We start from the raw sequence: 15,354 nt of genomic DNA, 5'->3' as shown, positions 1-15,354 counted from the left end.
GATGTGGGAGACTTCAGCCCGCTTGCTCACGCTCAGTTCGTGCCTGTTCGGCAGGTGGTAGCGGAGTGGGAGCGGCGTTGGTCTACCCGGTACTGTCGGGTGGAATCAGTCAGGAGGTCGAGCTTTGGCCGGTTCCCACCGTGCATCACGCGGCGGCGGTCGCGCCGCTGCCCGGGAGGCGCGTCGCCAGAAGGCGCGTAAAAGGAACCAGACGATCGCCGCAGGCGTCGCGGTCGTGGTGCTGGTCGGCGGCGGCGGTGTCGCCGCGCTGAACGCCTTCGGCGGCGACAAGACGCCCGACCCGAAGGCCGGCAGCAGCGTCTCGGACGACAAGTCGAACGATTCGAACGTGCTCGCCGACGACAAGGCACTGCTCGACGCCGCCGGGGCGAAGACCCTCGGCGCGACCGGCACCTGGGCGGTCACCAAGACTGCCGACGGCAACTCGGCGCCGGACACCGCCTTCGTCTGCCAGGCTCAGCGGTTCGCCGACCCGGCCGGCCTGCGGACCTGGGTCCGCACCTTCCAGAACGCCACCACCAAGGACACCGCCGTCCAGTACGTCGAGGTGTCGAACGACAAGGCCGCCGCACTCAAGACCTACAACTCGGTCGTCCACTGGTTGAGCCAGTGCACCGCCCCGCAGACGCGGCTGTCGTCCGGCTACGTGACTACCGGCGTCGGCGAGCGCGGCGTGATCGCCGTGTTCGGCCAGGTGCCCGGGTCCAAGACGAAGTACAAGACCGTCGCGGTCACGCTGGCCGGCCAGGCCACGATGGTGGTCGAGCACGACACCCTGGCTGCCGCGCCGCCGAAGCCGGACCTCGTGCTAGCCACGGCGAACGCCGCGGCGAAGAAGGTCTGCGCCCAGTCCGGCGGCTGCGGCACCGGCGCCCCGGTCGCGAAGCCTGCCCTGCTGCCGAACGTCGACGCGCCCGGGTTCATGGCCTCGGTCGACCTACCGCTGCTGGACGAGATCAACAAGCCGTGGGTGAGCGCTCCGGCGGCGAAGGGCAACAGCAGCGGCGGCTGCGAGAAGATCGACTTCAAGAAGGCCAAGGCGACGAAGTTCGGCACGGTCACGTATGTGACGCCGGAGGCGAAGGTACCGACCGAGTTCGGCCTGGACGACACGGTCGCCAAGTTCCCCACCGCGAACGCGGCGGCGAGCTACCTCAGCCAGATCCGCAAGAACGTCGACTCGTGCGAGAAGAACGTGTCGAACGCGAAGGTCGAGTCGACCGGCAACATCCAGACCAGCACGATCAAGGGTGAGAGCTGGAAGGCGACGTACGACACCGGTGACGGGAAGAAGTACATCTACCGGATCGGGGTCGCCGGCTCCGGGGACCGGATGGTCTACGTGCTGTTCCCGGTGCTGAAGGAGCTGGACATCACCGACACGGCGTTCAACGACACCGTCGCCCGCGCCGTCGACCGCTCGGCCGCCTACAAATAGGAACGGGACCTGCTCCCGAAGGAACAGGCCCCGCTTCCCGAAGTACTACTTGCTCAGCCCCTGCATGATCTCGCGCATCAGGTTGGCGGTCTCGGTCGGCGTCTTGCCGACCTTCACGCCGACGGCCTCGAGGGCCTCCTTCTTCGCGGCCGCCGTACCCGACGAGCCGGACACGATCGCGCCCGCGTGGCCCATCGTCTTACCCTCCGGCGCGGTGAAGCCGGCCACGTAGCCGACGACCGGCTTGGTCACGTTCTCCTTGATGAACGCGGCCGCCCGCTCCTCGGCGTCACCGCCGATCTCACCGATCATCACGATCGCGTCGGTGTCCGGGTCGTCCTGGAACGCCTTCAGCGCATCGATGTGCGTGGTCCCGATGATCGGGTCACCGCCGATACCGATCGCCGACGAGAACCCGAAGTCCCGCAGCTCGTACATCATCTGGTAGGTCAGCGTGCCCGACTTCGACACCAGACCGATCCGGCCCTGGCCGGCGATATCGGCCGGGATGATGCCGGCGTTCGACTCGCCCGGGGTGATGATGCCGGGGCAGTTCGGGCCGATGATCCGGGTCTTGCCGGACGCCTGCGCGGCGGCGAAGAACGCGGCGGTGTCGTGCACCGGCACGCCCTCGGTGATCACCACGACCAGCGGCACCTCGGCCTCGACAGCCTCCAGTACGGCGTCCTTGGTGAACTTCGGCGGCACGAAGATGACCGACACGTTCGCGCCGGTCTCCTTGACCGCGTCCGCGACGGTGCCGAACACCGCGACCGACTTGCCGTCGAAGTCCTGGCTCTGGCCCGCCTTGCGCGGGTTCACGCCGCCGACGATGTTGGTGCCCGAGGCGAGCATCCGGGTGGTGTGCTTGGTGCCCTCGGAGCCGGTCATGCCCTGGACGATGACCTTGCTGTCCTTGGTCAGGAAGATAGACATTGTTCGGCGATCCCTTACTTCGCAGCCAGCTCGGCGGCGCGCTTGGCGGCGCCGTCCATCGTGTCGACCCGCTCCAGACCGGCCAGGCCGGCCTCGTCGAGGATCCGGCGGCCCTCCTCGGCGTTGTTGCCGTCCAGCCGGACGACCAGCGGCTTGGTGACGGCCTCGCCGCGGCTGGCGAGCAGCTCGAACGCCTGGACGATGCCGTTGGCAACCGCGTCGCAGGCGGTGATCCCGCCGAAGACGTTCACGAACACGCTCTGCACCTGCGGGTCGGAGATGATGATCTCCAGGCCGTTCGCCATCACCTCGGCGGAGGCGCCGCCGCCGATGTCGAGGAAGTTGGCCGGCTTCTGGCCACCGAACTCCTCACCGGCATACGCGACGACGTCGAGCGTGGACATGACCAGACCCGCACCGTTGCCGATGATGCCGACCGAGCCGTCCAGCTTCACGTAGTTCAGGCCCTTGGCCTTGGCTGCCGCCTCCAGCGGGTCGGCCGCCGAGACGTCCTCGAACTCGGCGTGGTCCGGGTGCCGGAAGTCCGCGTTCTCGTCCAGGGTGACCTTGCCGTCGAGCGCCTCGACGTTCCCGTCCTCGAGCTTGACCAGCGGGTTCACCTCGACCAGCGACGCGTCCTCGGCGATGAACACCTCGTACAGCTTGACGATCTCCGGTACGACGGCGTCGATCACGTCGGCCGGGTACTTCGCGGCCTCCGCGATCTCCCGCGCCTTCGCCTCGTCGACGCCGGTGGCCGGGTCGATCGAGATCTGCGCGACCGCGTCCGGGTTGGTGTGCGCGACCTCTTCGATCTCCATCCCGCCGGCGGCGGAGGCGATGCAGAGGTAGTTGCGGTTGGCCCGGTCGACCAGGAACGAGAAGTAGTACTCCTCGGCGATCGCCGCGGCCGGGACGATGTTCAGGATCTTGACGACGTGACCCTTGATGTCCAGCCCGAGGATCTCGCGGGCCTTCTCCTCCGCCTCGTCCGGGCTGGAGGCCAGCTTGACGCCGCCTGCCTTGCCGCGCCCACCGGTCTTGACCTGGGCCTTCACGACCACCCGGCCGCCGATCTTCTCGGCCGCCGCGCGGGCTTCCTCCGGAGTCGTGACAACCGCACCCACGGTCGTCCGCACTCCGTGCTTGGCGAAGACCGTCTTCGCCTGGAATTCCATCAGATCCACGAGTGTGGTCCCTCTCTCGCCTGTACGGGCTCCTGACACTAGCCACCCTGGTGACCGGAGCAACAGCCGGGGTCCTGGCTGAGACGACCATCACAACCTCCCCGGCCTCTCGTGTCAGGCTAGGTCACATGAGTGATCCAGCAACCAGACCAGCTGACGACTGGTGGCGTAGCGCCGTCGTCTACCAGGTGTACCCGCGCTCGTTCGCCGACGCCGACGGTGACGGGACCGGTGACGTGAACGGCATCCGCGCCCGGCTGCCGTACCTCGCCGACCTCGGGGTCGACGCGATCTGGATCAGCCCCTGGTACCCGTCCCCGCTGCTCGACGGCGGGTACGACGTCTCGGACTACCGCGACATCAACCCGGAGTTCGGCACCCTCGCCGACGCCGACGCGCTGATCACCGAGGCGCACGCGCTGGGCCTGCGGATCCTGATCGACCTGGTACCGAACCACTGCTCCTGGGAGCACCCGTGGTTCAAGGCCGCGCTGGCGGCGGGCAAGGGTTCGCCGGAGCGCGACCTGTTCTGGTTCCGCGACTCCAAGGACGGCGGCCCGCCGACCAACTGGCCGGCCGCGTTCGGCGGCGGCGCCTGGCAGCAGATCGACGACGGGCAGTGGTACCTGCACCTGTTCGACATCTCCCAGCCGGACTGGAACTGGGACAACCCGAAGGTGATCGAGGAGTTCGACTCGATCCTGCGGTTCTGGTTCGACCGCGGCGTCGACGGGTTCCGGATCGACGTGGCCGACTCGATGGCCAAGGACGCGACGCTGCCCGACGTACCGCTGCACAACGGTGAGCCGACGCGGGAGAAGTACGTCGGGAACCCGTTCTACGACCAGCCCGGTGTGCACACCATCCACCAACGCTGGCGCGCGATCGCGGACGAGTACGCCGATACGCCGCAGGGTGCCCGCGTCTTCGTGGCGGAGGCGTGGCTGTCCCCGGCGGAGCGACTGGCGCAGTACGTGCGGCCGGACGAGCTGCAGTCCGCGTTCAACTTCGACGCACTGCGCGCCACGTGGGATGCGAAGGACCTGCGTGAGGTGATCGACCACACCACGGAGAACCTGTGGGCGGTCGGAGCGCCGGCAACGTGGGTGCTGAGCAACCACGACACGATCCGGCACCGCACGCGGTACGGCCGCGACAAGCGGGATGCGCTCGAGGGCGCGGGCGTCGTACCGACCGATCTGCAGCTCGGACTGCGCCGAGCGCGGGCCGCTGCCCTGCTCGAACTGTCGCTGCCGGGCGGCGCGTACATCTACCAGGGCGACGAGCTCGGGCTGCCCGAGGTCGAGGACCTGCCGGAGGACGTGCTCGACGATCCGACCTGGGAGCGTTCCGGCCACACGGTCCGGGGCCGCGACGGCTGCCGGGTCCCGATCCCGTGGTCCGGCATGCAGCCGCCGTTCGGCTTCGGCCCGGGCACCGGCCAGCCCTGGCTCCCGCAGCCTGCGGACTGGGTCGGACTGACCGCGGAGTCGCAGGCCAGCGAGCCCGACAGCCACCTGAGCCTCTACAAGGCGGCACTCCGGATCCGCCGCGACCACCCTGCCCTCGGCGAAGGCCGTCTGGTCTGGGACGCCGACGCCCCGGCCGGCGTGCTCTCGTTCACCCGCGAGCCGGGGTTCCGGTGCGTGGTCAACATCGGCGACGGCCCAGTCACCCTGCCGCCGCACCAGCGCGTCCTGCTGGCCAGCGAGCCGCTGGCGGGCGGCGTACTGCCGGTCGACACCACGGTCTGGCTCGAAGTCTGATCCAACGCGAAACGGCCGGAGCACAAAGGCTCCGGCCGTTTCCTTGCTGCCAGTTCTACCGCCTGCGGTCCCGATCTTCCCGGTCCCGCCGGTCCCGGTCCTCCCGGTCGCGGCGGTCGCGGTCTTCACGATCCCGCCGGTCCCGGTCCTCCCGGTCCCGGCGATCCCGGTCCTGCCGGTCCCGCCAGCTCACTTCACGCCGCCTGCCGTCAGGCCGGCCACGATCCGGCGCTGGAACAGCAGTACGGCGATCACGAGCGGGATCGTGACCACCACACCGGCGGCCATCTGGCTGCCGAACGGTTGGTCCCGGCCGGTCGTACCGGTGAACTGCGAGATGATCACGTTCGCCGTCTGGATCGACTTCTTGTTGGTCATGCTCAGCGCGATCAGGAACTCGTTCCAGGCCGCGATGAACGTGATGATCGCGGTCGTGAACACACCGGGCGCGGCCAACGGGATGATGACCTTGCGGAACGCCTGCGCCGGAGTACACCCGTCCACCATCGCCGCCTGCTCGAGCTCCTGAGGCATCTGCCGGAAGAACGAGGTCAGGTTCCACACCGCCAGCGGCAGTGCGAACGACAGGCTGGGCACGATCATCGCCTGGTAGGTGTTGATCCACTTGATGTCGATGAACAGCTTCAGCAGCGGGATCACCAGCGAGATCCCCGGGAACATCGACGTGGTGATGATGATCGCCAGTACGACGTTCTTGAACTTGAAGTCCAGCCTGGCCAGCGTGTACGCGGCGACCATGCCGATGATCAGCGTCAGGATCGTCACGGTGCCGGCCACGATCAGGCTGTTCAGCAGGCCCCGGCCGAAACCGTTCGAGCCGGCGAAGACATCCTTGAAGTTCTGGATCGAGAACGGCGACGGGATGATCGCGTTGGAGAACTGGTCGGACGGCCGGCGCAGCGCCGACACCACCATCCAGTAGAACGGCGCCAGGCAGTAGATCACGATCAGCGCGACGCCGAGGAGCGGCGCCCACCGGCGCAGCGGTCCGGCCTCGGCCGGCTGGGGAGCAACGGCAGCCATTACTGTCCACCTCCCATGGCAGCGGCGCCGACCGAGATGTCGGCCGAGCCCTTCACCGCGTTCTTCTTGCGCCAGCGCTTGCCGCCGCCACCGCCACCGGGCTTGCGGGCCCGGGCTTCACCGATCACGTCAGCTCCGAGAATCTTCACGAAGGCATAGGCGACCACGGCGACGTAGACGAACAGCACCGTCGCATAGGCGGCCGCCGGCCCGTATCTGGTATTGAACGCTTCGTCGTACGCGAGCATCGACAGCGTCTCGACCGAGTCCTTGTGCGGGCCGACCAGCACGAACGGCAGGTCGAAGATCCGCAGCGTGTCGAGGATCCGGAACAGCACTGCCACCAGCAGTGCCGGCTTCACCAGTGGCAGCGTGATCCGGGTGAAGGTCTTCCAGACACTCGCGCCGTCGACCTTGGCCGCCTCGTACACCTCGGCCGGGATGGTCTGTAGACCTGCGAGGACCAGCAGGCCGATGAACGGTGCCGTCTTCCAGGTGTCGGCGATGATCACCGACAGCTTGGACTGCCAGCCCTCGGTGGACCACAGCACCTGGGTGCCGATCAGTTGGTTGGCGATGCCGTCGGCCTGGAAGATCCACTTCCACAGCAGCGCCGAGACGACGGTCGGGATCGCCCACGGGACCAGGATGCTGGCCCGGACGATGCCGCGGCCCTTGAAGGCCTTGTGCATGATCAACGCCATCGCGACGCCGAGCACGGTCTCCAGTACGACACAGACCACGGTGAAGAACGTCGTGTTGTAGAACGCGTTCCAGAACCGGTCGCCGGTGTCGCCCTTGAAGATGTCCAGGTAGTTGTCGAGCCCGACGAACGTCGAGCCCTTCACGATGAAGCCGTTCTCGTCGAGCTTCGTACCACTCGTGAACAACGACTCACGCAATGCCGAGATGATCGGGAACAGTACGACGAGCCCGAGCACGAGCAGCGTCGGGGAGAGCAGCAGCGCGGCGAGCCGGCCGGTGCCCTCGTTGAACCGTTGCGGTCGCTTCGGTTGCTTCGGTTCCTTGGCCGGCCGTTCTGCGACCGGCGCGGTTGCAGTCACCTGCGCCTCCTTTTGCTTCCCGGGCGAACCCGGGCAGGGACTGGCCGGGGCCGGTACGCGGCAACTGACTCACCGCGCACCGGCCCCGGCACATCGGTCATTGCGTGATGAGCGATTCGAGCTTGGTCTGCAGGCCCGACAGCGCCGTCTTGGGGTCGGTCCCCTTACTGAGGGCGTCGTACGCCGCCTGCTGGATCGCCGCCGTCACGTCGCCGTACTTGACCACCCGCGGCCGCGGCTGGGCGGACGCGATCGAGGCCTTCAGCTGGGGCAGGTACGGGAACTGCTTGATCAGCGTCGGGTCGTCGTACAGCGAGGCCCAGGTCGGCGCCAGCGACGTCTTCGACAGGTTGTCCTTCTGCTGGGCTTCGCTGGCCATGAAGTTGATGAAGTCGACCGCGGTCGCCTTGTTCTTGGCGAACGAGCTGATCGCGTAGTCGTGACCACCCAGCGACGAGACACCGGGGCCGTCCTTGCCCGGCAGCGGCGCGACCGCGAACTTGCCGGCGATCTTCGACGAACCGTCGGTCTTGTTCGCCAGCGAGTAGACGTAGGGCCAGTTACGCAGGAACAGCAGCTTGCCGTCCTGGAACGCGCGCCGGCTCTCCTCTTCCTTGTAGGTGATCGCGGCCTTCGGGATGGCTCCGGTCTTGAAGCCGTTCTGCAGCTCCTGCAGACCGGCCAGCGCTTCCGGGGTGTCGACGTTCGGCTTGCCGTCCTTGTCGACGATCTGGCCGCCCGCGGAGTTGACCGCCTCGGAGAAGTTCACCGTCAGGCCTTCGTACTTCTCGAACTGGCCCGCGTAGCAGTTCAGGCCCTTGCCGCCCGGGGTCGCAGCGACCTTCTGGCAGTCGGCCAGCAGCTCGTCCCAGGTCTTCGGCGCGTCGGTGATACCGGCCGCCGTCAGCAGGTCCTTGCGGTAGTAGAGCAGACCACCGTCGGAGGTGATCGGCACGCCGTACAGCTTGTCGCGGTACTTGGCGGTCTCCACCGTCGCCGGGACCAGCTTGCCCAGGTCGGGCACCTTGTCCTCGGGGATCTGGGTGATCCACTGGTTGGCGGCGAACTCGGACGTCCAGACGACGTCCATCACCAGCACGCTGTACGCGTCGGACTGGTTCTGCGCGTTCTGGACCATCTGCTGCCGCTGTGCGTCCGCGTCGTCGGGAAGCTCCTTGAGCTCCACCTTCTCGGTCGGGTGAGCCGCGTTCCAGGCGTTGAGCTGGTTCTGCAGGTTTCCGGACGTGTCCTTGCCGCTGGCAAGGGTGATCGGTCCTCGGCCCTCGAGCGCGTTGGCCGACGAACTGCCCCCGCTGCCACTGCTTCCGTCGTCACCGCCACACGCCGTTGCGAGCAGCGCCAGGCTGCTTGCGACGGCAAGGAATGCCGCCTTGCGTGTGTGTGATCGTTCAAACCTCATCGTTTACCTGCCCTCTCCCGATGGGACGTCGCTTTGGGTCTGCGTCAGCGGGGTTCACAGTCCCCCACCGCACTGCGATCCGCCCTGTCCGGACAGTAACCGAGAGTGGGGCCGGTGTGCTCTGTGCCACACACAGCCCGGCTCGACGGTCTCTGAAACGGACAGCCGCATGGCTGTATGCGACCGCGTTTGGGAAGCCCGCACAACCGGGCATTTCCTAACGATTCGGTATTACCGATTAGTAACCTGGCTGAACCGGGCAGGACTGTTCAGAACGACTCCGGGCAGTCGTCATCACGCTCCGGAGCGGATCCGGGACTCCGGTAGCGGTATAGCGGACTTTCGGCGGCGGAGAGTTCAGGCCGGAGAGGCCGACGCGTCGCCGACGTTGCCGCGGACCCACTCGACGATCTCGGTGGTGGTCGCGCCCGGGGTGAAGATCTTGTGTACGCCGAGCTCGGCCAGCGGCTGCAGGTCGGCGTCCGGGATGATCCCGCCGCCGAACACCACGATGTCCTCGGCGTCCCGCTCGGTCAGCAGCTCACGGACCCGCTTGAACAGCGTCATGTGCGCGCCCGACAGCACCGACAGCCCGATCGCGTCCGCATCCTCCGCGATCGCCGTCTCGACGATCTGCTCCGGGGTCTGGTGCAGTCCGGTGTAGATGACCTCCATGCCGGCATCGCGCAGCGCGCGGGCCACGACCTTGGCGCCGCGGTCGTGACCGTCCAGACCGGGCTTGGCGACGACGACACGCAACGGGCTCGTAGCAGGCATGCTCGCAGGCTAACCGGTGTGAACCTCACGGATAAGACACGGAGCTGTGTGTTCCCCGCCACGCGCGATGGGAACCGGTTACCGTGGAAAGAGATCGGACCAATCGGGGGGTCTGGTTTTTGTGAGGAGTCGCCCATGGGTTCCTGGCAGGACGACCTCCGCGGCGCGCTCGACGGACTCGCGTACGGCGCCCGCTCCGCACTCTCGCCCAGCGTGCTGCAGGGTGCCGCCGTCGAGCTCGGCTGGCTCACCACGCACCTGGCGATGTATCCGCTCGGCCTGATCAACGGCACCCAGCGCGCGCTCCCGTCCCGGCTGAACCTGGCCGGCCTCGGTCCCGCCCAGCGCGGCCTGCTGGTCAGCGACGTACGGGCCGCCGGTACGCCGATCCTGCTGGCGCACGGGATCATCGACAACCACACGATCTTCGCGCTGATGCGCCGGCACCTGGTCCGTCGCGGGTTCAGCAGCATCCACACGTTCTCGTACTCGCCGCTGACGCTCGACGTACGCCGGACCGCCGAGCGGATGGGCCAGGAGATCGAGGCGATCTGCGAGGAGTCCGGGTCGGACCAGATCCATGTCATCGGGCACAGCCTGGGCGGGCTGATCGCGCGGTACTACATCCAGCGCCTCGGCGGGGACGAGCGGGTACACACCTGCGTCACGCTCGGTACGCCGCACCAGGGCACGATCGCGGCCAAGCTGCTGCCGTGGCCGCTGGTGAAGCAGGTCCGGCCGGACAGCGACCTGATGGCCGAGCTGGCCGAGCCGGCGCCGGACTGCCGTACCCGGTTCGTCGCGTTCTACAGCGACGTCGACCAGTTGATCGTGCCGCAGCGGCGGGCCCGGATCCGGCATCCCGACCTGCTGGCGAGCAACCTTCGAATCCACGGCGTGGGCCACCTGTCACTGCCGTTCCACGGCGAGGTCGTGCATCAGATCACCGGGATGCTGGCCCATCTCGACGAACAGCCCAAAACTGCCTGACCGGTCAGCCTCCTGAGCGCTCGCGGCAGATGCACGTGCAGGCGCGCATGCAAAGGTTTCGTGAAGGAGAGGCGGAAAACGCCGGGACAGGGTTTGTGGCCCCGTGACTGATCCGTTATCGTGCGTCAGGTCCCTAGCGGGAATAAACCCCCGCAAGGGAGGAACGAGCCCCCCTAGTTCGTTCCAAAGCCCCTCCCCTGTGACCGAAAGGCCACGTTGTGTCCCAGCACCGTGCCGCGGGAGACCGCGTCACGCCCGGCAACGCTGCGCGCAAACCCGGCGCAGGACGTCACAGTGCCAAGCATCGCGTCGCCAGGCGTAATACCCCCAGCAGTACCCAGATCGTCGGTCTGACCGCCGCGCTCGCCGCGGCAGCCGGAGCAGTCGGATTCAGTGCCAGCACGCTGGCGTCGCCGACCCAGGCGAACTCCGCGGTGAACCTTGCCGCGCTGAGCCTGAACAGCGGTCAGCAGCTGTCCGGCATCACCACGGCACGCATCCAGGCGCGCCAGCTCGCCACCCGTGACTCCTCCCGGGTCCAGCTGGCCGACACGACCACCAAGAAGCAGTCCGCCGCTGCGCAGCTGGCCAAGGCCCGCGCCGCGAAGCTGACCGCGACCCAGGCACTGACCGCCAAGCGCGCGAGCGCCCTGGCCGTCGCCAAGGCGAAGGCGGAGTTGGCCGAGAAGACCGCCCGCGAGTCGGCCACCCGGTGCCAGATCATGGTCACCGGCTACCACATCACCGCGACCTTCGGTCAGGGCGGCAGCCGCTGGGCCCACAACCACACCGGCCTCGACTTCGCCGCCCCGATCGGCACCCGGATCGGCGCCGTGATGAAGGGCGTGGTGATCTTCGCCGACTGGGCCGGTCCGTACGGGCGTCAGGTCCAGGTCCGGCACGAGGACGGCACCGTCACCTGGTACAACCACATGTCGAAGTTCAGCGTGTCGGTCGGCGAGACCGTGTACGCCGGTGACCAGGTCGGCGCGGTCGGGATGACCGGCAACACCACCGGCCCGCACCTGCACTTCGAAGTACACCCGGACGGCGGCGCAGCGGTCGACCCGGACCCGTGGCTCCGCAACCACTGCGGCCTCAACCCGTACACCGCCGGCTAGGAAACCCGAGCAGTGAGCAGGCCTCACGGCTAAGCTGCGGCGCATGCGCCCGGCTGCCGGCGAGGTACTGCACTTTTCCGAAGATCCGACGATCACGACCTTCCGTCCGCACGTCGCGAGGACGAACGGCAAGGTCACGCCGTACGTCTGGGCTGTCGGCCACGACCGCGCCCCCGACTACTGGTTCCCGCGGCAGTGCCCCCGCGCGATGGCGTGGGTGGGCCCCGCGACGACTCCCGAGGACCGCGACCGCATCATCGGCGCCGGCTCCGGCACCCGCGTACACGCCGTCGAGTACGGCTGGCTGGATGCGATCCGCTCGGTCGAGCTGTACGCGTACCGGCTCCCGGCCGACGACTTCGTCGAGCATGACGCTGCGGTCGTCGCCACGACCGAGGTCCGGCCGCTCGGTCCGGCCGAACGCGTCGGCGACCTGTTCGCGCTGCACGACGAGGCGGGCATCCAGTTGCGGGTGCTGCATCGGCTGCACGGCTTCTGGGCCGAGGTTGTCGCCAGCACGCTCGAGTGGAGCGGCATCCGGATGCGGAACGCCAAGCCATGACGTATGGCGACGTGGCCGAGGCGGCCTGGGCGTGGGTAAGGAACCAGGTCCGCTGGGACGACAGCGGTCCGTGGATCCCCGAGGCCGCGGGTGGGGAGAAACCTGTCGAGTACATCGACGGCATGCACAGCGGGATCGGCGGGCTCGCCTACACCTTGGCCGAGATCCGGTTGGCTCGGCCGTGGACGACCGCCGAGCAGGACCTGGCGACGGGTATCGCCGACCGGATCCGCGCGCTCATCCCGGCGGACAGGTCGACCACGTTCTTCGACGGGCTGGTCAGCTCGATCGGGATCCTGACCGCGCTCGGGGAGCCGGGTACGGACGCCGCACTGCAGCGGATCCGGGACATCGCGACCGATGAGGGCTGGCCGGAGAAGTTCCTCGACGAACCGCGGTACGAGCCGGGCGCGTTCGGGAACGATGTCACGCTCGGGACGGCTGCGGTCCTACTGGGCGGGCTGTGGGCGATGCGTCGGGGCGACGACGCTTCAGCGCTTGCCTCGCGCGCGGCCGACGTGGTCCTGGGTGAGAAGGAAGAGTTGCCGACCGGGGTGAACTGGCAGTTCGTGTCGCGGCGGTTCAGGTCCGACGAGCCGACCGAGATGCCGAACTTCACGCACGGCCTGGCCGGGATCGCGACGGCGCTGGCGGTGGCCGGCGTGGACCTGGGCCGGCCCGAGCTCATCGACGTGGCCCAGCGCGGGGCCGAGCATCTGGTCAGCATCGGGATCAACGACGACAAGGGATTCCGGGTCGCGCGAGTGATTCCGTGGGCCGAGCGGCACGGCGACGAGTTCACCTACAACTGGTGTCACGGCGGCGCGGGGACGGCGTTGCTGTTCAGCGCGCTCGAGTACGCCGACGTGAAACAGGTGGCTGGTGAAACGCCCGCGACGTGGCATCGGCGTTGTCTGGACAGCGTCCGGTACTCCGGGATTCCCGAGCGACTGCACCCCGGCTTCTGGGACAACGACGGCCGCTGCTGCGGTACTGCCGGCGTCGGCGATGCATTCCTGGACACCGGCGACGATCAGGATCTGGAGTTCGCCGTACTGATGGGCGACACGTTGCTCGATCACGCGCATCACGAGGGCAGCCACGCCTATTGGCGATTCATCGAGCATCGCAACGAGGATCCGCTGCTGCCGCCCGGCGTCGGCTGGATGCAGGGGGCGGCCGGGATCGCGGCGTACCTGTTCCGGCTGCAGCGGGTGCTGGGCGGCGATCCGCGCGTCGTGGAGCGGATGGACAACTGGTGGGCGCTCAGACGGTGATGACGACCTTCGCGCGGGCGTGTTCGCCTTCCAGATAACGCATCGCGTCGGCCGTCGCGGCCAGCGGGTACGTCCGGTCGATGATCGGAAGGACCTTCCCGGTCTCGGCGTACTCGCGCAAGGTCTCCAGGTGTTTGCTGCCTGGCTGGACGGTGAGTCTGACGATGCGGCGTCCGACGAACGGTGACAGCAGGGCACCTCGGATCATCAAGCCCATCGGGCCGAAGAAGCTGCCGCCGGTGAAGATGCCACCGCCGGACAGGACCAGCAGACCACCGGGCGCCAGCACGCGACGCAGGTCGCGCAGAGACCGGTTGCCGACCAGGTCGAGGACGACGTCGTACCGGCTGTCGGAGCGGCTGAAGTCCGTTGTGGTGTAGTCGATCAGCTCGTCGGCTCCGGCTGACCGAACCAGCTCGAGATTCCGCCAACTGCAGACGCCGGTGACGTTGGCGCCGTACGCCTTGGCCAGCTGGACGGCGAACGTGCCGACGCCGCCGGACGCGCCGTTGATCAGAATCTCCTGCCCTGGTTGGAGTTTCGCGACATCGCGGATGCCGATCAACGCGGTCTGTCCGGCCAGCGGGATCGCGGCGGCCTGCTCGAAGGTGAGGTTGGCGGGCTTGCGTTCGATCCGGTGCTCGGGGGCGCAGACGTACTCCGCGAAGGCGCCGGCGGCGTCGCCGTACACCTCGTCGCCGGGCTGGAAACGGGTGACTTCGGGGCCGACCGCTTCGACAGTGCCGGCGAGGTCGGTGCCGCGGATGCGGTCGTTCGGGCGACGCCAGCCGAGGTCGGCGGACGGCCGGGCGATGTACGGATCGCCGCGCAGGACGTGCCAGTCGCGGGCGTTGAGTGCGGCCGCGTGGACGCGGACGAGGACTTGGTCGCCGGTCGGCCTGGGAGTGTCGACGTCGGCGAAGCGGAGGACGTCGGGTGAGCCGTAGGTGTCTTGAACGATGGCCTTCATGATCCCGCCCCTTACGTTGTAAGTCTTACGTCGTAAGGCTGACTTACGGCGTAAGAAACGTCAAGGGGTCGGGCGAAGGGTTCTAGCGGGAGGCGAGCCGGTCGAGGCCGTCGAGGATCAGGTCGAGGGCGAACTCGAACTCCTCCTGGTCGTCGCACCAGCCGATCGTCGAGTCGGGGTCGTCGTGCGCGACCTCGGCGAGCATGCCGGCCAGGTTCGGCACCTGCGCGGCCAGGTCGGCGAGCATCCGGGCGTCGGCGTCCGGGTCCGGGGCGGCGTTCCCCGGGTCGAACAGTTCCTGGCTGAAGCCGAGTGCCCGGCTGCCGAGCGCGTGCAGGGCGTGGTGGGCGAGGTCGTACGAGAACCCGCCCGACCGCATCAGCCCGACGAGCCGGTCGTGGTAGATCACGACCGCCGGGCGCATCGTCGTACGGCTCTCCAGCAGGCGTGGCGCCCACGGGTGCCGGAGCATCACGGCCCGCGCGGTGAGGATGCGGTACCGCATCGCGGCCTTCCAGTCGTTGACCACGACCAGGCGATCGACGGCCTCGTTGAGCTCGGCCATCAGTACGTCGACAATGCCGTCGAGGAGGTCGTTCTTGTTGGCGACGTGGTAGTACAGCGACATCGCCTCGGCGCCGAGCGCTTCACCGATCCGGCGCATCGTGACAGCGTCGAGACCGTCGGCGTCGGCGAGCTCGACCGCAGCCCGCAGTACCCGGTCCCGGCTCAGCGGTACGCGTGGTACCGGCGCCTGACTTGCCATTCGTACAGCGTAAGG

The 15,354-nt window shown here is 68.1% G+C and carries 14 protein-coding genes; 6 read left to right on the top strand and 8 right to left on the bottom strand.

Annotated elements, in window-relative coordinates; all coding sequences use genetic code 11:
• Positions 1-124 precede the first annotated feature (124 nt).
• A complete protein-coding gene (locus FDA38_RS04185) occupies positions 125-1,459 on the top strand; it encodes a hypothetical protein (RefSeq protein WP_137252729.1) in 1,335 nt (444 codons plus the stop codon).
• 45 nt (positions 1,460-1,504) lie between these two features.
• Here the strand turns inward: FDA38_RS04185 and sucD are convergent, their stop codons facing one another.
• Together sucD and sucC are read right to left on the bottom strand one after the other, a co-directional pair.
• Positions 1,505-2,395 (bottom strand): succinate--CoA ligase subunit alpha, encoded by an 891-nt coding sequence (gene sucD, locus FDA38_RS04180; RefSeq protein ID WP_137252728.1) that lies wholly within the window; start codon positions 2,393-2,395, stop codon positions 1,505-1,507.
• A 14-nt stretch (positions 2,396-2,409) separates the two neighbouring features.
• Positions 2,410-3,582, bottom strand: a complete 1,173-nt coding sequence (sucC, locus tag FDA38_RS04175; protein ID WP_137252727.1) for an ADP-forming succinate--CoA ligase subunit beta — start codon at positions 3,580-3,582, stop codon at positions 2,410-2,412.
• 128 nt (positions 3,583-3,710) lie between these two features.
• Between sucC and FDA38_RS04170 the strand changes: the two genes are divergently transcribed.
• On the top strand, positions 3,711-5,348 hold the full coding sequence (locus tag FDA38_RS04170; protein ID WP_137252726.1) for a glycoside hydrolase family 13 protein: 1,638 nt from the start codon (positions 3,711-3,713) through the stop codon (positions 5,346-5,348).
• Between the two features lie 189 nt (positions 5,349-5,537).
• On the opposite strand, the gene FDA38_RS04160 is transcribed toward FDA38_RS04170, so the two are convergent.
• From FDA38_RS04160 to FDA38_RS04145, 4 genes are all read right to left on the bottom strand, one after another.
• Positions 5,538-6,392, bottom strand: coding sequence for a carbohydrate ABC transporter permease (locus FDA38_RS04160; RefSeq protein WP_137252725.1), 855 nt, complete (start codon positions 6,390-6,392; stop codon positions 5,538-5,540).
• Positions 6,392-7,357: a carbohydrate ABC transporter permease gene (locus FDA38_RS04155; protein ID WP_233714661.1), complete on the bottom strand. Its 966-nt coding sequence runs from the start codon at positions 7,355-7,357 to the stop codon at positions 6,392-6,394. Before FDA38_RS04155 ends, FDA38_RS04160 begins: the two co-directional genes overlap by 1 nt.
• 196 nt (positions 7,358-7,553) lie before the next feature.
• Positions 7,554-8,876: an ABC transporter substrate-binding protein gene (locus FDA38_RS04150; protein ID WP_137252723.1), complete on the bottom strand. Its 1,323-nt coding sequence runs from the start codon at positions 8,874-8,876 to the stop codon at positions 7,554-7,556.
• A gap of 357 nt (positions 8,877-9,233) precedes the next feature.
• Complete coding sequence (locus FDA38_RS04145; RefSeq protein ID WP_137252722.1) at positions 9,234-9,653, bottom strand: cobalamin B12-binding domain-containing protein; 420 nt, start codon at positions 9,651-9,653, stop codon at positions 9,234-9,236.
• A 135-nt stretch (positions 9,654-9,788) separates the two neighbouring features.
• Here FDA38_RS04145 and FDA38_RS04140 point away from each other — a divergent pair, with 135 nt between their 5' ends.
• From FDA38_RS04140 to FDA38_RS04125, 4 genes are all read left to right on the top strand, one after another.
• The gene (locus FDA38_RS04140; protein ID WP_137252721.1) at positions 9,789-10,643 is read left to right on the top strand and encodes an esterase/lipase family protein; all 855 of its coding nucleotides are present in this window, start codon (positions 9,789-9,791) and stop codon (positions 10,641-10,643) included.
• A gap of 218 nt (positions 10,644-10,861) precedes the next feature.
• Positions 10,862-11,764, top strand: a complete 903-nt coding sequence (locus tag FDA38_RS04135; protein WP_233714512.1) for a M23 family metallopeptidase — start codon at positions 10,862-10,864, stop codon at positions 11,762-11,764.
• Between the two features lie 43 nt (positions 11,765-11,807).
• Complete coding sequence (locus FDA38_RS04130) at positions 11,808-12,326, top strand: DUF6886 family protein (protein ID WP_137252720.1); 519 nt, start codon at positions 11,808-11,810, stop codon at positions 12,324-12,326.
• Positions 12,323-13,603, top strand: a complete 1,281-nt coding sequence (locus FDA38_RS04125; protein ID WP_137252719.1) for a lanthionine synthetase LanC family protein — start codon at positions 12,323-12,325, stop codon at positions 13,601-13,603. The genes FDA38_RS04130 and FDA38_RS04125 overlap by 4 nt, the downstream gene beginning before the upstream one ends.
• Here the strand turns inward: FDA38_RS04125 and FDA38_RS04120 are convergent.
• Positions 13,593-14,573 (bottom strand): NAD(P)-dependent alcohol dehydrogenase, encoded by a 981-nt coding sequence (locus FDA38_RS04120; RefSeq protein WP_137252718.1) that lies wholly within the window; start codon positions 14,571-14,573, stop codon positions 13,593-13,595. The two genes, FDA38_RS04125 and FDA38_RS04120, sit on opposite strands and share 11 nt — an antisense overlap.
• A gap of 82 nt (positions 14,574-14,655) precedes the next feature.
• Positions 14,656-15,339 carry a TetR/AcrR family transcriptional regulator gene (locus FDA38_RS04115; RefSeq protein WP_137252717.1) on the bottom strand — a complete coding sequence of 228 codons (684 nt, stop codon included), beginning with the start codon at positions 15,337-15,339 and terminating at the stop codon, positions 14,656-14,658.
• Positions 15,340-15,354: the final 15 nt, after the last annotated feature.

Origin of the sequence: Kribbella jiaozuonensis (assembly GCF_005233875.1) — a bacterium.
Lineage (GTDB): Bacteria > Actinomycetota > Actinomycetes > Propionibacteriales > Kribbellaceae > Kribbella > Kribbella jiaozuonensis.
This window is presented reverse-complemented; position numbering and strand designations above follow the sequence as displayed.